Annotated in this window: 15 protein-coding genes; 8 read left to right on the top strand and 7 right to left on the bottom strand. The window is 62.8% G+C overall.

Annotation, left to right across the window (positions count from 1 at the left end; translation table 11 throughout):
* Nucleotides 1–26 precede the first annotated feature (26 nt).
* From M2368_RS09250 to M2368_RS09240, 3 genes are all read left to right on the top strand, one after another.
* Nucleotides 27–1,091: an ROK family transcriptional regulator gene (locus M2368_RS09250; RefSeq protein WP_332499328.1), complete on the top strand. Its 1,065-nt coding sequence runs from the start codon at nucleotides 27–29 to the stop codon at nucleotides 1,089–1,091.
* A 70-nt stretch (nucleotides 1,092–1,161) separates the two neighbouring features.
* The gene (ppgK, locus tag M2368_RS09245; protein WP_426733607.1) at nucleotides 1,162–1,971 is read left to right on the top strand and encodes a polyphosphate--glucose phosphotransferase; all 810 of its coding nucleotides are present in this window, start codon (nucleotides 1,162–1,164) and stop codon (nucleotides 1,969–1,971) included.
* A gap of 6 nt (nucleotides 1,972–1,977) precedes the next feature.
* On the top strand, nucleotides 1,978–2,793 hold the full coding sequence (locus M2368_RS09240) for a Cof-type HAD-IIB family hydrolase (protein WP_133834900.1): 816 nt from the start codon (nucleotides 1,978–1,980) through the stop codon (nucleotides 2,791–2,793).
* Between the two features lie 104 nt (nucleotides 2,794–2,897).
* Here the strand turns inward: M2368_RS09240 and M2368_RS09235 are convergent, their stop codons facing one another.
* The 3 genes from M2368_RS09235 to M2368_RS09225 form a co-directional block, all read right to left on the bottom strand.
* A complete protein-coding gene (locus tag M2368_RS09235; RefSeq protein ID WP_105658906.1) occupies nucleotides 2,898–4,064 on the bottom strand; it encodes an amidohydrolase in 1,167 nt (388 codons plus the stop codon).
* A 70-nt stretch (nucleotides 4,065–4,134) separates the two neighbouring features.
* Nucleotides 4,135–4,854 (bottom strand): hypothetical protein, encoded by a 720-nt coding sequence (locus M2368_RS09230; RefSeq protein ID WP_105658885.1) that lies wholly within the window; start codon nucleotides 4,852–4,854, stop codon nucleotides 4,135–4,137.
* A 22-nt stretch (nucleotides 4,855–4,876) separates the two neighbouring features.
* Nucleotides 4,877–5,617 (bottom strand): DUF5058 family protein, encoded by a 741-nt coding sequence (locus tag M2368_RS09225; RefSeq protein WP_105658905.1) that lies wholly within the window; start codon nucleotides 5,615–5,617, stop codon nucleotides 4,877–4,879.
* A gap of 223 nt (nucleotides 5,618–5,840) precedes the next feature.
* Here M2368_RS09225 and M2368_RS09220 point away from each other — a divergent pair, with 223 nt between their 5' ends.
* The 5 genes from M2368_RS09220 (at nucleotide 5,841) to M2368_RS09200 (ending at nucleotide 14,030) form a co-directional block, all read left to right on the top strand.
* Nucleotides 5,841–7,295: an amidase gene (locus tag M2368_RS09220; protein WP_105658884.1), complete on the top strand. Its 1,455-nt coding sequence runs from the start codon at nucleotides 5,841–5,843 to the stop codon at nucleotides 7,293–7,295.
* Between the two features lie 24 nt (nucleotides 7,296–7,319).
* A complete protein-coding gene (locus tag M2368_RS09215; RefSeq protein ID WP_105658883.1) occupies nucleotides 7,320–8,516 on the top strand; it encodes a CaiB/BaiF CoA transferase family protein in 1,197 nt (398 codons plus the stop codon).
* The gene (locus M2368_RS09210; protein ID WP_498724378.1) at nucleotides 8,480–10,075 is read left to right on the top strand and encodes a carboxyl transferase domain-containing protein; all 1,596 of its coding nucleotides are present in this window, start codon (nucleotides 8,480–8,482) and stop codon (nucleotides 10,073–10,075) included. Before M2368_RS09215 ends, M2368_RS09210 begins: the two co-directional genes overlap by 37 nt.
* The gene (locus M2368_RS09205) at nucleotides 10,072–11,034 is read left to right on the top strand and encodes an Lrp/AsnC family transcriptional regulator (RefSeq protein WP_286134385.1); all 963 of its coding nucleotides are present in this window, start codon (nucleotides 10,072–10,074) and stop codon (nucleotides 11,032–11,034) included. The genes M2368_RS09210 and M2368_RS09205 overlap by 4 nt, the downstream gene beginning before the upstream one ends.
* Before the next feature lie 260 nt (nucleotides 11,035–11,294).
* The gene (locus M2368_RS09200; RefSeq protein ID WP_426733612.1) at nucleotides 11,295–14,030 is read left to right on the top strand and encodes an aminotransferase class I/II-fold pyridoxal phosphate-dependent enzyme; all 2,736 of its coding nucleotides are present in this window, start codon (nucleotides 11,295–11,297) and stop codon (nucleotides 14,028–14,030) included.
* Between the two features lie 172 nt (nucleotides 14,031–14,202).
* Here M2368_RS09200 and M2368_RS09195 read toward each other — a convergent pair whose 3' ends face one another.
* From M2368_RS09195 to putP, 4 genes are all read right to left on the bottom strand, one after another.
* On the bottom strand, nucleotides 14,203–15,444 hold the full coding sequence (locus M2368_RS09195; protein WP_400343777.1) for a serine hydrolase domain-containing protein: 1,242 nt from the start codon (nucleotides 15,442–15,444) through the stop codon (nucleotides 14,203–14,205).
* Nucleotides 15,434–17,059, bottom strand: coding sequence for a biotin carboxylase (locus M2368_RS09190; protein ID WP_105658878.1), 1,626 nt, complete (start codon nucleotides 17,057–17,059; stop codon nucleotides 15,434–15,436). The genes M2368_RS09195 and M2368_RS09190 overlap by 11 nt, the downstream gene beginning before the upstream one ends.
* A 226-nt stretch (nucleotides 17,060–17,285) precedes the next feature.
* Complete coding sequence (locus M2368_RS09185) at nucleotides 17,286–18,689, bottom strand: NAD-dependent epimerase/dehydratase family protein (protein WP_498724377.1); 1,404 nt, start codon at nucleotides 18,687–18,689, stop codon at nucleotides 17,286–17,288.
* Nucleotides 18,690–18,863: 174 nt separating this feature from the next.
* Nucleotides 18,864–20,369 carry a sodium/proline symporter PutP gene (gene putP, locus M2368_RS09180; protein WP_498724376.1) on the bottom strand — a complete coding sequence of 502 codons (1,506 nt, stop codon included), beginning with the start codon at nucleotides 20,367–20,369 and terminating at the stop codon, nucleotides 18,864–18,866.
* Nucleotides 20,370–20,384 lie beyond the last annotated feature (15 nt).

The following is a 20,384-nucleotide window of genomic DNA, read 5'->3' as shown; positions in this document are numbered from 1 at the left end:
GGGCAGAAGGCCAGTAGGATTGGTGGGTGACTGATTCCACTGCGGGGCCCCGTGCCCTGGCAACGCTGACTGACATCCGGGTATTCGATTACCTTTGCCAAGCCCCGGCGACCCGTACCCAGATCGCTGCGGATCTGGGGATCTCCAAGCCTACCGCATCGCAGGCGATCTCGCGCCTGCAGGAGAACGGGCTGGCCTCGGCCATCGAGCGGGACAACGAGCCCAAGCGCGGCCGCGTTCCCGAGCACTATGCGCTGGACAGCGGCTTCGGCCACCTGCTGGCACTGTGCCTGCAGGCAGAATTCCTGCAGGTCCGCGCCACCGACCTGGCCGGAAAGACGCTGGTGGACCGCTTCTACCCGCTGACGGCGCAAACCACCGCCGCGCAGGTAGAGCAAATGGGAGCCCGCGAGATCTCCCGCGTGGCCGCTGAGCTCGGCTCCCCATTGCTGGCCGGGGCCGTGAGCCAGTCAGCCCCGGTGCAGCGCGATGGCGGGCTGCGAGTCCTGGCCACCCCGATTTTCCCTTCCTCCGGGGCCAACCTTGCCGGCCAGTTCGCCGGCGGGGTTCCGGTGCTGCTGGATAACGACGTGAATTGGATGGCCCTGGCAGAAGCCGGGGAGCTGGCCGGTTCCTTGATGATGATCTACATCGGTTCCGGCCTGGGCGCAGGCCTGGTCATCGACGGTGCGCTGCACCGCGGCAAGCACGGCACCGCCGGCGAGCTGGAGACCCAGCTGGTAGGCACCGCGAACCTGCGCGATGCGCTCGGCGAGGCCGGGATGTTCCAGACCCGCGTGCTCTGGGAAAAACTGGCCGATGAACGGAACTGGCCAGCCTTCCTGTCTCCGTTCGGCCGCGTCCTGGCCAACCTGATCGGCTTCGTTGATCCGCAGCGAGTGGTGGCGATCGGCCCGGGGCTCACCCCGCAATTGTGCTCGGCGCTGGAAAGCGAACTGAACAGCCTGCTGCCCAAACCGGTTCATGTTCAGCTTTCCACCTTGGGAACCGAGGCCGCGGCACGCGGCGCTTTGGCCGGCGCCAGGGAGCTGGCCTTGGCCAACTTATGGGAAAACTACCGGGTACGTTGACCAAAGTGATCCAAGCTATATATTGTAAAGAGTCCTTAAAATTTTATTTGCTTCACCGGGGAGACCACTGATGGCACCATCTGACGCATCGGCATCCATGTCGCAGTTCGCTGCCATCGGCCTTGATCTGGGCGGCTCGTCGATCAAGTACGGATTGGTTGGAACCGACGGCAAGCTTGTTGAGAGCACCTTCAGCAAGGCAGCTACCCCTGAGGGCGCGCATCCGGATGCTGTCGCCCAGGTGATGGCGGGCATCGTTGCCGACCTGCAGGAGCTCACCGGCGACGAGCTGGCAGGAATCCCCGCTGGCGTCACCGTGCCTGGCATCGTCATCGACGGCGTCGTGCACTCGGCGGCCAATATCGACAAGGCCTGGATCGGCTTGGACGTCACCGCCACCTTCAGCGCGATCCTGGGCCGCGACGTCTTTGTGCTCAACGACGCGGATGCCGCCGGCGTGGCCGAGGTCTACGCGGGTGCCGGAGCCGAACATGGCAAGCCGGTCAAGGGCAGCACCTTGCTGCTGACCCTGGGCACGGGCATCGGCTCGGCCTTCTTCCGCGACGGCGTGCTCTTCCCGAATGTCGAATTCGGCCACCTCGAAATCGACGGATTCAATGCCGAGAGCAAGGCTGCCGCGCGAGTCATGCACGAGGAAAACCTCAGCTGGGAGCAGTACATCGCCCGCCTGCAACGCTACCTGTCCCACGTGGAATTCCTGTGCAGCCCGGATTTGATCATCATCGGCGGAGCGATCTCCGAAGACCACGAAAAGTTCCTGCCGCAGCTGGAACTGCGAGCCAAGATCGTGCCTGCCCAATTCAACAACGCCGCCGGGGTACTGGGCGCTGCGCACCGCGCGCTGAAACCCGGCAACTAGGAACCTATGCATACGATTGACCCGAAGGCCCAGATCAAGCTCGTCGCCGTTGACATGGACGGCACTTTCCTGGACGGCGAAGGCAAGATCCCCGAGGCATCGTGGGCTGTGATCGACAAGCTCCAGGCCCGCGGCATCAAGTTCGTGCCAGCTTCCGGGCGCCAGTTCGCGACCCTGCGCGAGCAGTTCGCCCCCTTGGGGGAGATCGCGATCATTGCCGAGAACGGGACCGTCGTGATGCACGGCGAGAACGAGATCTACTCCAACATCATCGACCCGCCATCGGTAGCCGCCGTCATCCAGGCCGTGCGCGGGCAAGCGGCGCTGGATGCCGGATTGGTGCTGTGCGGACGCCGCACCGCCTATGTGGAGCGCGCCGATGAGCAGTTCGCCAACGCCGTGGCCCCGTACTACCGCGCCGTGCAGGTGGTTGAAGACCTGGCCCAGGTCGAGGACGAGATCATCAAGATGGCCGTCAACGTCGGCACCGGCGCCGTGCAGGAAATGGCGGCAGCGCTGCAGGTGCCGCTGCAGGTGGTGATCTCCGGCAGCCACTGGGTGGATGCCATGAACCATGGCGTGCACAAGGGACTGGCCCTGGCAGCCTTGCAGGACAAGCTGGGAATCAGCGCGGATGAAACGGCAGTTTTCGGCGACTACCCCAATGATCTGGAAATGATCAAGGCCGCCACCTACTCCTTCGCCATGGCCAATGCGCATCCGGTGGTGGCAGAAGCCGCGAACTTCACCGCGCCTTCCAACCTCGAGCACGGTGTGCTGCAGGTGCTCGGCGCCTACCTCGATGGGCGTACCCGGCTCTAGCCAAACCGGCAAGAACATTCCGAAGGCCCGGGCGGAAGGAGTGTTCCTCCACCCGGGCCTTGGCATGCCGCCGGCGGCGCGATCGACTTGGGAACCGGAGTCCGCTACCTGGCCAGGTAATGCCCCAGGCCCGCCAGCGCGGCGCGAACCCCTGTTGCCAGGGAAAGCTCGTAATCAGGCAGGAAATACGGCGAGTGGTTCACCGGTGGCGCCTCGTCACGGGGCAGGAACCCGCCGAAGAACCAGTAGACGTACGGCACCGAAATCTCATCTCCCAGAGCCCCGAAATCCTCGGATCCCATGGCAGCGGGCAGGTCGACAACTTTGCCTTCCCCGAGTTCCCGGCTCAAAGCCTCCTTGACCTGCTCGGTGTGGCCCGGATCATTGTGCAGCTTGGGGAAGGAATTCAGCGTTTCGATCTCAGGTGCCGGAGCATTCGACGCGGCGGCTTCGGCGCTCACTATGCGTGAGACCCCATCCAGGATTTGGGTGCGGGTCTGCTCATCGAAGGTCCTGATGTTCAAGGTGAATTCGGCGCGATCCGGGATGATGTTCTCCTTCAACCCGGCGTGGAACGAGCCGCAGGTGAGCACCGCAGGAGTCTGAGGGTGCAATTCCCGCGAAACCAGGCTCTGCAGGCGCGTGATCGTGTGCGCGCCCTGGACGATCGGGTCGATGGAGTCTTGCGGCTGTGAGCCGTGGGACTGCTTGCCGTGCAGCGTCACCTTCAGCGAATCAGCCATTGCCATGGCGGGGCCGCTGGTCAGGCCCACCGAGCCCGCGGCGAAAGGAAAGACATGCTGGCCGAGGATGACCGAGGGTACCGGGGCCTTGTCCCACAGTCCGTCTTCGAGCATGGCCCTGGCACCAGCGCTGGTTTCCTCGCCGGGCTGGAAAATCCACACGATGGTTCCGTTCCACGCCCCCGTCTGCTCGGCGAGCCGGGCAGCGGCGGTCAGCGCCGCGGTGACATGGGTGTCGTGACCGCATCCGTGCATGACCGGGACGTCAGTGCCATCGGCCAGCTGGCCGCGAGCTTCCGAAGCATAACTGGCTCCGGTATCTTCCGCGATGGGCAGGCCATCGGTATCGGCGCGGAACCCTACCACAGGCCCCTCGCCATTGCGTTGGATGCCGACGACGCCGGTACCGCCGCAGACGAAGTTCTCGATTCCCATGGTGTCGAGTTGCTTGCCGATATAAGCGGCGGTCGCGCGTTCCTGCATTGACAGTTCGGGATTGGCATGCAGGTGGCGATACATTTCGTGCATAAGCTCGGCTTGCTCGCCAGTCAGGACGGTTTGCAATGCGCCAGCGGGTTGGGTATTCAAAGTGACTCCTTTAGTCAGCAACGGGCGTGTGGACTGCTTTGCGATCGCGCACGATCCACGAAACGATGATGGAGAAGAGCACAACCAGGGCTGTGCCGAACAGGGCCAAGGATGGAACCAGCGGGATGACCACGAAATACATGGTCAGCGACAGCACGATGGCAACTATGGTCGGGCGAACCTGCTTCATGGCGACGATGGCCTGGACAAGTACCGCTCCCATCAGGGAGGGCAAGATGTAGATTCGGGCTACCTCGATCATGTCGTTTGGAATGATCGAGACCAGCCAGGACCCGAAGATCCCCACGAAGACCAGCAGGCTGGTCAGGTGGACGGTGGCCGCGCCGCCGATGGCCATCACCGAGGCCAGATCGCCGCGCCTGGTGCCGGGCTTGGCATTGATCGCGGACTGGGCCACGATGGCGGCAGGCAGCAGCTTGTTGGAGATATTGCCGATCATGAAGGCCTGGTACATAGCTGCCGAACCCAGGATCGGGAAATAAGTCAGTGGTTCGACAAACCAGAAAATTCCGAAGGTGGCCGCAACGGCGGCGAAGGCGACCCAGATCATCGAAGGGCTGATGTCGAGGTCCGTGAAGAATACGAGGTAGATCGGGCCGAGCAGCGAGAGGATCAAGCCGGCTGTCATGGTCAGTGAACCGTAGCGTGTGGTCTGCTGCTCGAAGCGGGCCATCGAGGCGTCCGCAGTGGTCATTGCTGGTGAGCTCATGGGTTCTGTCCTTTCTAATTCGCTATGCGGTGTGCATCAGGTAGCCGGCGGTGATCGAGATCAGGATCGCGAATCCCAAGGCCCATTCCTTGAGCCATTTGGCTTGGAGCACTTTGGCCAAGAAGAGGAACAAAGCCATGGAGGCTGCCGAGATCAGCACCAGCGTCATGTGGATGCTGGACTTGGGAATTTCGGCGATGGTCAGCATGCTGAACGCTCCGAGCAGGGCTGCGGTGGGGATCAGGGCCATGGCCGCTGGGTTGCGCTTGGCCAAGGACTTGCCGCCGCGTTTCAAGACCGGGGTCAGCAGCAAGGTGCAGAGCATCCACATGCCTCCCGATAGGCTCATGGCCATGAAGGCCACGGCGAAAACTTGTTGGGTGTAGGTATCCCCGCCGAGCATCGAGCCCATGGATTGGGCTGCCAAGTTGGCGCTGGCCGTTTCCGTGGAGGCCGAGCCGATCAGCCCGATGCGGACAAGAACGGCTGGCGTTCCGAACAGAGCCAGTAATGCGATGGCGACCAGCACCACCGAGAGGGATGGCCCGATCGAGGCGACGGCACCGGCACGGAAGGCTTCCTTGACTTCGCGGACGGGCATATCGACATGGGGTGCTGCGGCCTTGGCAGCACGGACATAGAGAATGGTCTGGACGAAGATCACGGCGAAGACGCCCAGAGCGCAGAACCACAGGAAAGGGCTGTTGGCGACGGCCCAGATGTCAGTTGAAACTGGATCGCCGGCTGCAAGGGGGAAATGCATCGGAACTCCTTCGATATTCACCAGCATGATGTGATGCCGGTCTCATTGAATTCAAGGTTCCTCCTATTGGAGGCCTTCGGCAAGGAATGTCGGAATTAGCCATATTTATGGCGAGATCCCCCAAAATGGCGAGTTTTCTTGAGGAGTATTCCATTTGCGGCCAACGTAGACGGAAGATTGTGACACATATCGCAATGCAGTCATCCTTTAGAAAGGCACGGCCATGAACGAGATCCAGCAATTGAGCGCCACGGAGCTCACGGCAAAGATCCGCAACCGCGAGTTGTCGGCGCGTGAGGCCTTGGAGAGCCATATCCAGGCAATCGATGAAGTTAACGCCCAAATCAACGCCGTGGTCATCACGGATTTCGAACGCGCGCGAATTCTCGCTGCTAAGGCCGATGAAGCCACGGCGGGAAACGAGCCGACTGGAGTGCTCCACGGTCTGCCGATGACGCACAAGGACACGTTCAACACCGCCGGCTTGCTGTCCACCCAGGGGTCGCTGGCATTAAAGGACAACGTCCCAGAGCAGGACGACTTGCAGATCGCCCGACTGGCAGCAGCAGGCGCGATCAGGACGGGGAAGACCAATGTCCCGGAATTCGGAGCCGGATCGCATACCTTCAATGAATTGTTCGGCACCACGACGAATCCCTATGCGGTGGATCGATCGGCAGGAGGCTCCTCAGGCGGCGTAGCCGCCGCGGTCGCCGCTAGGATCCAGCCGCTCGGTGACGGCTCAGACATGGGCGGTTCGCTGCGCATTCCGGCCAGTTTCTGCAATGTCATTGGTTTCCGGCCCTCCTACGGGGTCATCCCGCTGGAGGCGGAATCCAATGCCTACTCCTGGCTGGCCCGTTCGGGACCGATCGCACGCACAGTGGAGGATATCGCGCTGTTCATGCGAGCCAGCGCAGGTGACGACAGGCTTCCGACCCCGAACAAGCTCTCAGCCAGCGATTTCGGCACTCCCGAACCAGAATTGCGCGGAGTCCGCATCGGCTATAGCTTCGATTTCGGGATCGGTGTTCCGATCGAGCGCGAGGTCGTAGAGGTATTGCATCGCCAACTCTCGGTTTTCGAGGCCGCTGGCGCAATTGTCGAAGAGGCGTGCATTGACTTTACCGATGCCGACGAAGTCTTCGGCAACACCAGGGCCTTCGATTTCGCCACTAATCTTGGCGGACTAGTGCGGAGCCACGGCTCGCTGATCAAGCCCGAGGTCCTCTGGAATGTCAAGAAGGGGACGGACCTCGACGGAGAAGCCATGATTTCGACGATGGCGGCCCGAACCCGGCTGGAACGAGCAGTTCAGCGCTACTTCTCGCGCTACGATCTGTTCCTCTCCCCGGCAACCCAGGTCTTGCCCTTCGACGCAGCGCAGCGCTGGCCTGAGCAAATCGCTGGAACCCGCGCCGAGACCTATCTGGACTGGATGCGATCTGCCTGCCTGCTCTCGGCCACGAGCCTGCCGGTCATCGCCATGCCAGGAGGCTTCACCGAGTCCGGGCTTCCGGTGGGATGGCAGCTGGCGGCGAATCACTACAAGGACGCCCAGCTGCTCAATTGGGCTGCCGGCTACGAGGAGCAGAACCGCTTCGCGGACGTGATGCCGGTTCTGGCCACTGATCCGCAGTCGGTGGCCGTCAATGCAGTCAAGACCGCCAGCGCCTGATACCGGAATTCTAGAGAGGCAAATATGAACAAGGAACAGCACAGCACCGGACCGCTGTCCGGGTACACCGTCATCGACTTGTCGCGGGCCTTGGCTGGACCGCATGCCACGATGATGCTTGGCGATCTGGGAGCCCGAGTAATCAAGGTGGAAAATATCCAGGGCGGCGATGACACCCGAGGCTGGGGTCCGCCCTTCGTCGGGCCGGAGGAGGACCGCCAATCGACCTATTTCCTCTCGTGCAACCGCAACAAGGAATCCATTGCCCTGGATCTGAAGAGCCCCGACGGAATCCAGACCCTGCGCAGCCTGCTGACGCAGGCCGATGTCCTGGTAGAGAATTTCCGCCCCGGAGTGCTGGACCGGCTCGGCTTCGACGATGCAGCCCTGCAGATGATTAACGGAAAGCTCGTGACCCTCTCGATTTCCGGCTTCGGCCATGACGGCCCTGAAGCCTGGCGCAGCGGATACGACCAGATTCTGCAGGGCGAGGCCGGGCTGATGTCGCTGACCGGTTCCGGACCGGAGGACCCGCAGAAAGTCGGCGTTCCCATCGGAGACCTGCTGGCCGGGATGTATGGATCCTACGGCGTGCTGGCGGCCCTGCTGGAACGCGAGCGCACGGGCAGAGGCCAGCATGTGCGCACCTCGCTGCTCGCATCGATCATCGGAGTGCATGCCTTTCAGGGCACCCGCAGCACGGTTGCAGGACAGGTTCCGCGCGCCCAGGGCAACCACCATCCATCCATCGCGCCCTATGGACTGTTCCGCAGCGCCGATGGCTTTGTGCAAATTAGCGTGGGCAGCCCGAAGCTCTGGGATTCACTGGTGGCGGCATTCCAGCTGCCAACCGAGGGGTTCGAAACCAATGAGCATCGCGTCGAACGGCGTGACGAGCTCATCGAAGCCATCGAAGAAAAGTTCAAGCGCCACGGTACCAGCCAGCTGCTGGAAATGCTCGGTGAAGCCGGCGTCCCTGCCGGCATCGTCAGAACCCTGGATGAGGTGTACGAATGGGACCAGGTGCGCTCGCAAGGCCTGGCATTGAATGTCCAGCACCCGTTGCTAGGGGAGCTGACTCTCCCAGGCGCGCCGCTGCGGTTCTTCGAGGGCGGCAAGGAAGTCACCCGGACCGGGCACTCCGCTCCGCCACTGCTGAACCATGACGAGCAGCGGATCCGGGAATGGCTCAAGACCCGCGCGCAGCAGGCGGTGCGTTGAGTATGGTGCAGGAGAAAATCGAGCACATCAGTGCACAGCACATGATCGACCAGGTGCTCGATGTGGGCAGCTTCGAGAGCTGGGATGAGCCGGCGGATTATTCTTTTGCCGATGACGCCTACCGGGCCCAGCTGAAAGAAGTCGCGCGCCGTTCCGGGGCCGACGAAGCGGTACTGACCGGATCCGGCACAATCAATGGCCGCAAAGTGGCCGTCGTCCTCTCCGAATTCGGATTCCTGGCCGGATCAATTGGCCAGGGCACCTCCCGCAGGATTGCTTCGGCATTCGAAAAAGCCGCCGCATTGGGACTGCCGGTACTGGCTTCCCCGGCCTCGGGCGGAACCCGGATGCAGGAGGGAACCCCTGCGTTCGTGTCGATGGTGCACATCACGGCCGCGGTTAGGGCGCATTCTGCTGCCGGGTTGCCATACCTGGTGTACCTGCGGCATCCCACCACCGGAGGGGTTATGGCGTCGTGGGGATCCACCGGGCACATCACCATCGCACAGCCCGGTGCCCTGCTGGGATTCCTTGGTCCGCGCGTGTACGAGACCATCTACGGCAAACCCTTCCCGCAGGGAGTGCAAGTCTCCGAGAATCTCCACAAGCACGGGCTGATCGACGCCGTGGTCCCGGTCCATGAGCTGGGCGGGCTGGTCAACCGGGTGCTTGCAATCATCGCCCCGGGAGATCCGATCGACTCGATTGCCGGCTACCCCTTGGCAGATGACCGGAGACTCACCGAATCCCAGGTGTGGGATGCCATACTCGCCACGCGCAAATCCCGACGCCCCTCGGTGCGCCACGTCATCAAGTACGCCGCCAGCGATGCGTTGCAGCTTTCCGGGAGCACCGAAGGGGAAAGCGATCCGCGGATGTACCTGGCGCTCGCGCGCATCGGGGGCCAGCCGGCGGTGGTCATCGGCCAGGACCGGTCGCGGATAGACCACTCCGAAAACCTCGATCCGCTGGGGCCTGCCTTCCTGCGCGAAGCCCGGAGGGGGGCGCTGCTGGCACAGAATCTGGGCATAGCGATGCTCACCGTGATCGACACCGAAGGAGCGGCGCTGAGCCGTGAGGCCGAGGAAGGCGGCATGGCCGGGCAGATTGCCCGCTCGCTGAGCACCTTGGTGGGCATTGGCGTTCCGAGCGTTTCGCTGCTGCTGGGCCAGGGCACCGGAGGCGGCGCACTTGCCTTGCTGCCGGCTGATATCTCCATAGCCGCAGCAAACTCCTGGCTCTCCCCGTTGCCGCCGGAGGGAGCCAGCGCGATCATGTACCGGGACACGGAGCACGCCGCACCGTTGGCTTATGCCCAGAAAACCGATGCATACTCGCTGCGACGTGCGGGGATAGTACAGGTGATCGTCCCCGAGGAGTATGATGTGACCACCGCTCCGAAGCGCTTCTCGCTGGAAGTCGGAGCGGCAGTGTCCACGGCGCTTGCGCAGCTTGCGGCGACAGATGCCGCGCAGCTGCCTGGCCGGCGCGCGCTGAAGTATGCATCGATTGGCCGGCCGAAAACGGCCAACCAGGAGGTGCGGGACGCCGCTGGATGACTAGAACAGAGGAACGGATGATCGAGCTGAGCACGGTGCAACGCCGCATCATTGCCGCCCTCCAAGTGGACGGGCGAGCCACCTGGCGGAAGATAGCTGCCGTGCTTGACCTGCCTGAACGCTCGGTCGCCCGCCATGGCGCGTGGTTGCTGGAGAATGGGCTGGTTACGGTTGCGGCGATCCGCCACCGCGAGCATTCGCTGCTGATCGCGTGCACTTGCGCCCCGGGCACCGGGCGGATTGCCAGTGAATCCTTGTCTTCCCGGCCGGATACCAGCTTTTCCTACCAGGTCACTGGCCGGGAGGATCTCGTCGTGGAAATGCACTACAACGGAGATGTGACCGAAGTGCTCTCCCTGGAACTGCCTGCTACGCCGGGGGTCTCGTCGATTGTCGTGTATCCGGTGTTGAAGTACTTCAAGACGATCCGCGGGTGGCGCCTGGGATCCTTGAAGCCCGCAGAAGAGCTTGCCTTGCAAAAGGACCCGGATGTCACGAGCTGGCGCATCCAGCCGAACCTCAACTCCAAGGACGAGCAGATCATCGATGCTTTGCACGATGACGGCAGAGCCAGCTTCGAGTCGATTGCCCGCCGGGTGGCGATGAGCGAGACCTCTGTTGCGCGGCGGATCGATTGGCTCCTATCCACCGGGCAGATCGCCATTCGCGCCCTGGTTGAGCCCCTGGCCGTGGGGTTGCCGGTCGAGGCATTGCTCTGGGTTTCGACGACGCCATCCCAAGTCGAAAAATTGGGCCAGCGACTCGCCACCCGACCGGAAGTTCGCTATGCAGCGGCCGTGGCCGGGGATTGCCAGTTGGTGGTCGACGTGACGGTGGCCAACCAGGCCGAGCTCTATGACTTCATTTCCCACAGCGCCTGGGGGAACTCGATGCTGCAAGTTAAGGCCTCTCTGGTGGTTAGCGCCCGCAAACGCGGTGGGCGGCTGATCAGTAGCTGAACCAGACCAGGAAACCGCGTCGTGCAGCACCAGAATTCAACTGGAGTCCAACTCGTCTTTGGCCGCTGTTCGCCGCTGGGCCCAGGAAGGTGAACGGCAAGTGAACACTTCCCCGAAAGGCGATAATAATGCGTAATATCGCCTCAACGGTTCGGAACCGCTTCGGAAGTGGCATAGTCTCACGATACCGGGCGGCATGGCTTCGCTCGCGCTGTTAACAACCAGTTAACGCTGCAGGGGTGAAAGGAATACCGGCAACCGTGAGCAAGAGGTTGACCTACGGGACGAACCAGGGAACGGCTACGCCTGAAAGCGCGTGGCGCAAACGCAAGGACGCGTGGGAGCACTTGGGCTATGTGCTCAGCGAGATCTCTTCTGAATACCAGGAGGAAGACCGCCGCACGGAGCACGAACTGGAGGCCGGCCGGTTGCTGGGGCTGCTGGCAGCCATAGAACCGTACTGGGCGAATCCCGGCATCGAATACTTCAACGAGGTTTCCCGGCTCATGTCCGGCGGGCAGTACGAAGATGCCATGAAGCTGGTCTACCAAGCGAACCAGACCTTCAGGACGCTGACCCAGTACATTGACCTTGAAGGCCATGACGAGGCGGAACAGGATCCATCCCAGCTGGGCAACGGTGCACCTGGCAACGCCAGGGTGCAGGCCCCGATGGTGGAAATCCTGCTGGTGGATAATGGCCCGGCGGAGGAGATCGAGCTTTTCAAGGAAGAAATCGCCGAACAGCGCCAGCGCACCGATCCGTTCCACTACAACTTCGTGGTGGTGCCCAGCGTGGAAGACGCCCTGGCCGCGATCCTGATCAACCCCGGCATCCAGTCCGTCGTGCTGACCGCCCGCTTTGATGTGCGCACGCGTCGCCGGCTCTCCTCGACGCTCAAGAATTTCATAGCCCGGCGGATGGAAGGCTACTTCCAATCCACCAGGCAGATCCAGGGCCTGCTGGATCTGGAAAACATCCTCGATGAACTGCGCCCCGAAGTCCCGGTGTACCTGATCGCCGGGGTCGCCCTGGAATCGATTGCCCACGAGATCACCGGGCGTTTCCGCCGGATCTTCTCGCGCAATGACCGGATGGATCTGCACCTGTCGATTGTCTCGGAAGTGCTCGAACGCTACCAGACCCCGTTCTTCAACGCGCTGCAGAAGTACGCCAAGCGGCCTGGCGGGGTTTTCCACGCCATGCCGATTTCCCGTGCAGGTTCGGTGCAGAACTCCCCATGGGCCAGGGACCTGGTGGACTTCTATGGCAAGAACCTGCTGCTGGCCGAAACCTCGGCCACCTCCGGCGGGCTTGATTCCCTCCTGGACCCGCAAAGTTCCATCAAGAAGGCCCACGAGCTGGCGGCCCGGGCTTTTGGCAGCCACCGCACCTACTTCGTCACCAATGGCACGTCGACCGCCAACAAGATCGTGCACCAGTCGATTCTCGCTCCGGGGGACATCGTGCTGGTGGACCGTAACTGCCACAAGTCCCACCACTACTCGCTGGTGCTCGCCGGGGCGAACGTCAGCTACCTGGAGGCCTACCCGCTCAACGAGCATTCGATGTACGGGGCGGTGCCGCTGGAGGAGATCAAGGGACGGCTGCTGCAGCTGCGCCGCGAGGGCCTGCTGCACAAGGTCAAGATGCTGACCTTGACCAACTGCACCTTCGACGGGATCATCTACGACCCGCGCCGGGTGATGGAAGAATGCCTGGCCATCAAGCCGGATTTGGTGTTCCTCTGGGACGAGGCCTGGTTCGCCTTCGCAGGATTCCACCCGGTGTACCGCCAGCGCACCGCCATGACCGTGGCGGCCGTGCTCGAAAAGCAGCTGGAGACCGCGGATTACCACCAGCGCTACGCCGCGCAGCGTGCGGCCCTTCCATCACCGGGCACCGTGGAGCACCCGGAGAATGACCAGGCCTGGCTGGAGACCCGGTTGATTCCGGATCCGGAGCAGGTCCGCTTGCGGGTGTACTCCACGCAGTCCACGCATAAGACCCTGACCTCCTTGCGCCAGGGCTCGATGATCCACATCTACGACCAGGATTTCGCGGTGCGCAACCTCAACGCCTTCCGCGAGGCCTACATGACCCACACCTCCACCTCGCCGAACTACCAGATCCTCGCTTCGCTGGATATCGGCCGCCGTCAGGCGGAGCTGGAAGGCTACGCGCTGGTGCAGCGCCAGGTCGATTTGGCGCAGTCGATTTCGCGGGCCATGGCGCGCAACGAGCTGCTGGGCAAGTATTTCAAGATCCTGCATTCGACGGACCTGATCCCGCAGAAGTACCGCCAGTCCACCACGCAGAACCCGGTGCGCGACGGGCTGGCAGCCTGGGACGAAGCCTGGGCGGAAGACGAGTTCGTGGTCGACCCCTCGCGCCTGACCCTGGACATCAGCCGCACCGGCGTGGACGGGGACACCTTCAAGCACGAATACCTGATGGATGGGCATTCGATCCAGGTCAACAAGACCAGCCGCACCTCGGTGCTGCTGATGACCAATATCGGCACCACCCGTTCGGCCGTGGCGCACCTGATCGAGGTGCTGGTGAAGATCGCCGAGGAACTGGACCGCAAACGCCGGCTGGATGGGAGAGTGCTGGCACTGGGCAAGAAGCCTGCGGCCGAACAGATTCCCTTGCCGGACTTCAGCGCCTTCGCTCCTGAATTCGCAGGAGGCGGTGGAAGCGGGGACATGCGCTCGGCCTACTACCTGACCTACCAGGACCCGGCGACGCATTTCCTGTCCTCCGCGCAGATCCGCACCCAGCTGGTGAACGGAGAACGCGTCGTGTCGGCGGTATTCGTCACCCCGTACCCGCCGGGATTCCCGGTGCTGGTCCCCGGCCAGGTCATTACCCTGTGCATTCTGGATTACATGGACCGGCTCGATACCAGAGAGATCCACGGCTACCACCAGGACCTGGGCTACCAGGTGTTCACCTGCGAAGCCCTGGAACAGGTCGCGGAGCAGCAGCCCTGAGCGGGTTGAGCGGATTGCCTTGAACGCAGCTTGCGGACCCACCCGGCATCCCCGGGTGAGTTCCGGCTTCCGCGGCGAAGAACGCTGCACGCAAGAACAGGTGCCGTCATGAACCGAAAGGCCCTGATCCGCGCACCGAATGCGCAAATCAGGGCCTGAGTCCCGAGCAGCCCTAAGGCTGTATTTTCCGTCCGGCCAGATGCGCCGAGATCGCCTCGAACGCACGAATGGTCGGGAACAGCTTGGAAGCATCCTGCGGCAGCGGCCAGCTGGAAAGCTTGACCGCGACCAGCTTGGTCGCCGGATCCATATAGATCATCTGGCCATGGATGCCCAGGGCCACCGCGGCCCCGGTGGCAGGGTTCGGGAACCAGATCTGGTTCCGGTAGTGCCCGCCGGGCATCATGTTGTCGCCCGGGGACTGGGCGAACGCCTGGACCAGTGCGGGATCGGTGGCGAAGGTGTCGGCGATCCATGCCTCGGAGAGAACCTGCTTGCCGGTCAGCGCACGCCCGCCATTGACATAGAGATGGCCGAAACGCGCCAAATCGCGCAGGCAGGCGTTGAATCCGCCGTCGAACATTCCGGTGCCGAATTGGTCAACGCCCATCACCAGATCCTGCTGGGCACCGAGCTTGGACCAGACATAATCCGAAAGCAGCTCCTGCAGCGGGGCGCCGCCGGCGGCTTCCAGCACCCAGCCCAGGGCGTCGGTCTCGCAGGAACGGTATTCGAAGACCCCGCCGTGCGGTCCCTTGGCCTGCAGGGTCAGCAAGAACTCGTACATCCCGATAGGCCCGATGCCGCCACGCGACGGGGCCCAGCCGATGGCCTCCTCCAGCTGGCGCACCTCGGCATTGGGATCCAGATACTCTTCGGAGAATTTGATCCCGGAGCGCATATCCAGCAGGTCGCGCACCCGGGCGCCGGCATAGCCGCTGCGTTCCAACGCCGGCACGTAGGTGGCTACCGCCTGCTCGGCATCAAGCATTCCGGCGTCCACCAGCGCCCCGGCCAGGGAACCCACCAGGGTCTTGCTGACCGACATCAGCAGATGATCGGTCAGCGACGTCATGGTGTTGTAGTACTTCTCCCAAAGGATCCGTCCATTGTGCATGACCAGCACGGCGTCGGTATTGGTCGCGTGCATTACCCCGCGCACGGTCAGCGCCGGGTCGGTAATGCTCGCCTTGGCCACTTCCAGTTTGCCCAGCTTCTCCTCGGCCAGGTGCAGTCTGACGATCGGGCCATCGCCGCGCGAAACCTTCACGGTGGGATGGATCCTGGCGATGTTCTGGAATGAGCGCTTGATATTCTGCGGGTACTGCCAGGTGGCGATGTTCAGCGCCTTGCTGGGAGGACCTGCCAAGTTGGCCGCCATGTGCCCGGCGGCATCAGTCGCTTCAGTTGCCATGCTCTGATGGCGGAACGTCAATTCCCTTGTATTGGGATCGGATACAGGAGATGAAGTGCTTGGCATCGATGCTGAGCTTGGTTTTCTTCTTGCCTTCGTACTGCAGCTTGGCCTTGGTGACCAGGACCCCAAGATCGGCTCCCTTCCATCGGTAATCCTCTACGCCGTAGATGCGCAGGAAGAATGCTTCCTTGTGGGTCTGTAGCTGGTGCCAGTCCAATGCGGAACGGGAAAATTGCAGCTTGCCGCGCGAGTCGAGGTAATAGTTTCCGGTGCGTGGGGCATGGGTGATGTACTGCAGGATGTCATCGGTTTCCTTGATGATCATGTGGCTCCAGACATCAGCCCCGCTCATCTCTTCCCAGCGAGCATTGATCTCGTCAACGTCCAGCTCGAATTCCACATCAAGGAATTCAAGCAGGTGGAAGAGGAACAGCGGCACGTCGGCATAGGCTCCGGCGGTGACGTTGGTGATGGCGCTGGCCCCGGAGATGCGCGGGTTCAGTTCGCCCAGGTACACCTCGTCGGTGTCGGTGTCCACCAGCACGTCCACCTCGAAGAAGCCGCGGTAGCCGGTGTCCTTCAGACCGTTGCCCACCTTGCGGACCAGATCGATGGCGCGCGAACGCTGCGAGTCGGTGACCACATCCGGGTGCATCTCATTGCCGCACCAGCCGCCCTTGTACGGAGTCAGTTCCTTGTAGCCGGCCAGTTCGGTCAGGATCGGCCCCACCACCGTGCCGCATTCGGTCAGCACTGCCTCAACGGCTACCGGCTGGTTGTTGATGCGCTTCATGATCTTGAGCTGTTCGCCGATGATGTTCTTGGCATGCGCCTTGAACTGCGCCTTCGAGTCGATGAAGAAGGTCGTCTTGCCCGAATCCCCGTAGGGGGTCTGGACCACCAGGTCCTTGCCCAGGCCGGCTTCCCCGGCCAGTTCCATGAGCTCGTCGTAGTTATCGGCGGTGCCCAGCACGTTGGGCACCGATGGTGCGCCGGCGGCATTGCCCAGCTTGGTGGTAACGATCTTCGAGTCCAGTTCGGTGCGCAAGGCGGCCGAGGGCAGGATCAGGTCGTAGCCCAGTTCCTCGCAGATTGATTCGGTTTCCTCGTCGAAGAAGACCATCGCGATCTTCGGCCGGGGACCGCCCGGGGTGCACTGGGAATCGATGTATTCGCGGACCTCGGAGTTCTCCAGCAGCCAGTTGTTGATCTCTTCGGCGCTCTGGAAATCGACATAGGGCTTCTCGGCGGGGGTGAAGACCCGCGGGTGGTGGCCGTCCCAGCCGTCGTAGTAGGTGATGTAGCTGAATTTGCGGACCCATCGGTCAAGGCCCAGCAGATTGACCGGGGTGGCGCCGAGGAAGAAGATCGGAGTGGTATTGGTGCGGAAGAAATGGCGAACTTCGCTCATGTTCTTCAGCTTGCGGTCCATGCGCAGGACCTTGGCCGGGAGATTCGCGGGTTCGGACTCGTTGTAGGCCGCGTCGACGGCGACGTTGGCGCTGAGCTGATCGGTAACAACGCGCGCCTTGTGGCGCAGCTTGTCCAGATCGCTGGGTTTGGGCATGCGGTGGCGAGAAGCCGGGGCGTGGGCTTCAAGAATGTTGGCCATGATGTGGAGATGTCCTTTGAAACTGTCCGAAGAAGGGCGGTTGCACGGCACAATGCGTGACAGTTTCATGCTCAGCGCTCATCGTAAGCACCGGCACACGTTCTGCTTAACGCGTGGTGAACATTGAGCCCGCCCCCGCCGCTGCGGCTTGTGACGTGGCATGCAACGGCAGGTTCGAGCCCAAAGCGAGGTAAAGGTTACTCCTTATTGCGGCAGCTGGCGGCCGCTAGCCAGCCACTGTCGAGGCGAAATCCAGCTGCTGGAATTCGAATCCGGCCTGCTGCAGGACTTCGCTGGTGACCTTGCGGCCGGTCAACGCGACCCGGGCATTGGTTCCCATGACCGCGGCGCCGATCTTGGGCAGCACCGACCCAGTGGGCAGGCCAGGCAGCCCAGCGATGGATCGCAAGGCGGCCATGACCTCGGCATTGCGCAGCGGCTTCGGGCTGGCGGCATGCACCAGGCCGGCAGGGATGGAGGGCTCTTCGAAGCCGAGCAGGCACCGGATCAAGCGCAGCCAGTCTTCTAGCCCGATCCAGCTGAACCACTGCTTGCCGTCCCCCAGGGGACCACCCATGCCGGTATTCACCAGCAGGTTCAGCGGGCCAAGCAGGGGAGCGTCGGGGTGCATCACCAGCGAAGTGCGCAAGAGATAGCGCTGTTCGGCGTTGACCGCGGCTTCGGAGAAGGCCTGCTCCCAAGCCGAAGCGACCCCGGTCATTTCCGGCAGGGCGCGCTGGTCGCTGGGAACGGGGCTGGACTCGGTCAGCTCTTCCTCGCCGGCGTCACCGAAGATGGCGGTGGTGCTGGCCTGGATCCAGGTGGCCAGCTGGGGCGCCGAGGCTGCGGCTTCGGCCAAGGTCTTGGTGGAGGCCACACGCGAGTCGGTGAGCGCTGCGATGTTCTCCGGGGTGTTGCGCTTGTCGACGCGCTCGCCGGCCAGATTGACCAGGTGCACCGGATTCTTGCTGGACAGCGCGCGGGCCCAGGGCCCCTGGTGCACGCCATCCCAGCTGTACTGCTCGGCAGGGAAATCGTTTTCTGGGTTGCGGGTCAGCACCGATACTGAAATTCCGCGGCAGACCAGATCGGCGACGAGGTTGCGGCCAAGGAATCCGCGACCACCGGAGATCACCACATGGGCATCGCGCTTGCGGTGCGCACCCGGGGCGATGATCCGGTACAGGCGGGCCGCCGCGATGGCGAAGTCCTTGCACAGGGCGTTGGCCACGGTGAATTTGAAAGCGGTGGTGCCCGGGCCGTTGAGCTCAGCGGTGAAGTGCAGCACGGATCCGTGCTCATGGGGCTCTACCTGCCAGCGCAAGACCATTTCACCGGCCGGCTGCGGTTGGGTGAATTCCACCATGAGGGTGTCCTGGTTGCGCCGGGTGATGGAGCCCGAAGGCGCGGTGCTGCGGTGCAGCGGGCCGAAGAACTTGCCCGGCGGCAGCAGGTCCACCTTGGTGCCCACGCCGCGCTGGTCGTCATGCACGACGAAGCCGTCGAAGCTCTTCATCCACTGGCCGGTCTGCGACAGGTTGCCCACGATCGAGTAGACGGCCTGCGGGTCAGCGGCCAGGAACTGTGACTCGGTGCGCTGCCAGTGCGTGAATTTACTCGTGGTGCTCATCTTGGAATAGTTCCTTCCAGCTCGGTTTCTCGGGCATAGCTCTAGGCTACTGTGCCCGGTGCACTTCGGCAGGATAGACATCGAAGCCTGCCTGAACTGTTACACCAGGGTCCGGGAACGGGAAAAGCTCCCTTGGTCCATGCGGACCAAAGGAGCTTTGCATCGGGGCGTTGGCTAGGCGGTAACCTTCGCGCCGACTTCCTGTTCCATTTCGGTGAACTCGGCATCGATGGTCGGGTTCGGGCGGTAGGTTGCCCGGGAAACCAGCCATGCGACAACCAGTGCGGCGAGGAAGCCCGGGACGATCTCGTACATGGCCGAGGCCAGCACGTCCACGTTGCCCCAGATGAACACCACGACGGCGCCGGTGACCATGCCGGCGAAACCGCCCACGGCGGTCAGCTTGCGCCAGTACAGGGCCAGCAGGACAACCGGGCCGAAGGCGGCGCCGAAGCCCGCCCACGCGAAGGAAACCAGCTCAAGGATGGAGGAGTTCGGGTTCAGCGCCAGCAGGGCGGCGATGACGGCCACCAGCAGCACGCCCGAGCGGCCCAGCATGACCAGGGCCTTGGGCGAAGCCTTGCGGCCGGTGATGTTGTACAGGTCCTCCACCAATGCCGAGGAGCAGACGATCAGCTGCGATGACATGGTGGACATGATGGCCGCCAGCACCGCGGCGAGCACCAGGCCGGCGATCAGCGGGTGGAAGAAGATCTGGCTCAGCAGCAGGAAGACAGTTTCGCTGCTGGCCTTGTCCAGCGGCTGATCGGCGAAGTACGCGACGCCGATGAACGCGGTGGCGATGGCGCCCAGGGTGGTCAGGAACATCCAGCCAATGCCGATGCGCCGTGCGGTCTTCGCTTCGCCCGGGGTGCGCAGCGCCATGAAGCGCACGATGATGTGCGGCTGGCCGAAGTAGCCCAGGCCCCACGCTGCGGTGGAGAAGATGGCCACGGCGGCCAGGATCGCGCTGTTGTCGCTGAAGGAGGAGTACAGGTTGAACGCTTCGGGATTGACTTCGGTGACCTTCGAGGTAATGTCCCCGATGCTGCCGATCTGGATGACTGCCACAATCGGCACGGCAATCAGCGCGGCGAACATCAGCAAGCCCTGGACCATGTCGGTCAGGGACGCCCCGAGGAAGCCGCCGAACAGGGTGTAGAGCAGGGTGATTCCTGCCACGAAGAACATGCCCGCAAGGTACTGCCAGCCGAAGGAAGCCTCGAAGAACTTGCCTGCAGCCACCATTCCGGAGGATACGTAGAAGGTGAAGAACACCAGGATGATCACCGATGCGCCGATGCGCAGCAGGTGGCTGTTGTCCTTCAGGCGCTTTTCGAAGAAGCTCGGGATGGTGATGGCGTTCTGCGAGATCGCGGTGTAGGAACGCAGCCGCGGAGCGACGAACTTCCAGTTCAGCCACGCGCCGATGAGCAGGCCGATGCCGATCCATGCTTCGTGCAGGCCGCCGAGGTAGATGGCGCCGGGCAGGCCCATGAGCAGCCAGCCGGACATGTCGGATGCGCCTGCGGACAGGGCTGCGACCCACGGCTTCAGGCCGCGGTCGGCCAGCATGTAATCGTCAATGTTGTTGGTGCGGCGATATGCAATATAGCCGATGCCAAGCATGGCGGCCATGTAAATTGCGATCGCAATCATCTGGAAAGTCTGGTCGGACATTTTTCCTCATTACCG

This window comes from Arthrobacter sp. JUb119 (assembly GCF_024807995.1).
GTDB lineage: Bacteria > Actinomycetota > Actinomycetes > Actinomycetales > Micrococcaceae > Glutamicibacter.
The sequence above is the reverse complement of the archived record's forward strand: the minus strand, read 5'-3'. Positions and strand labels throughout refer to the sequence as shown.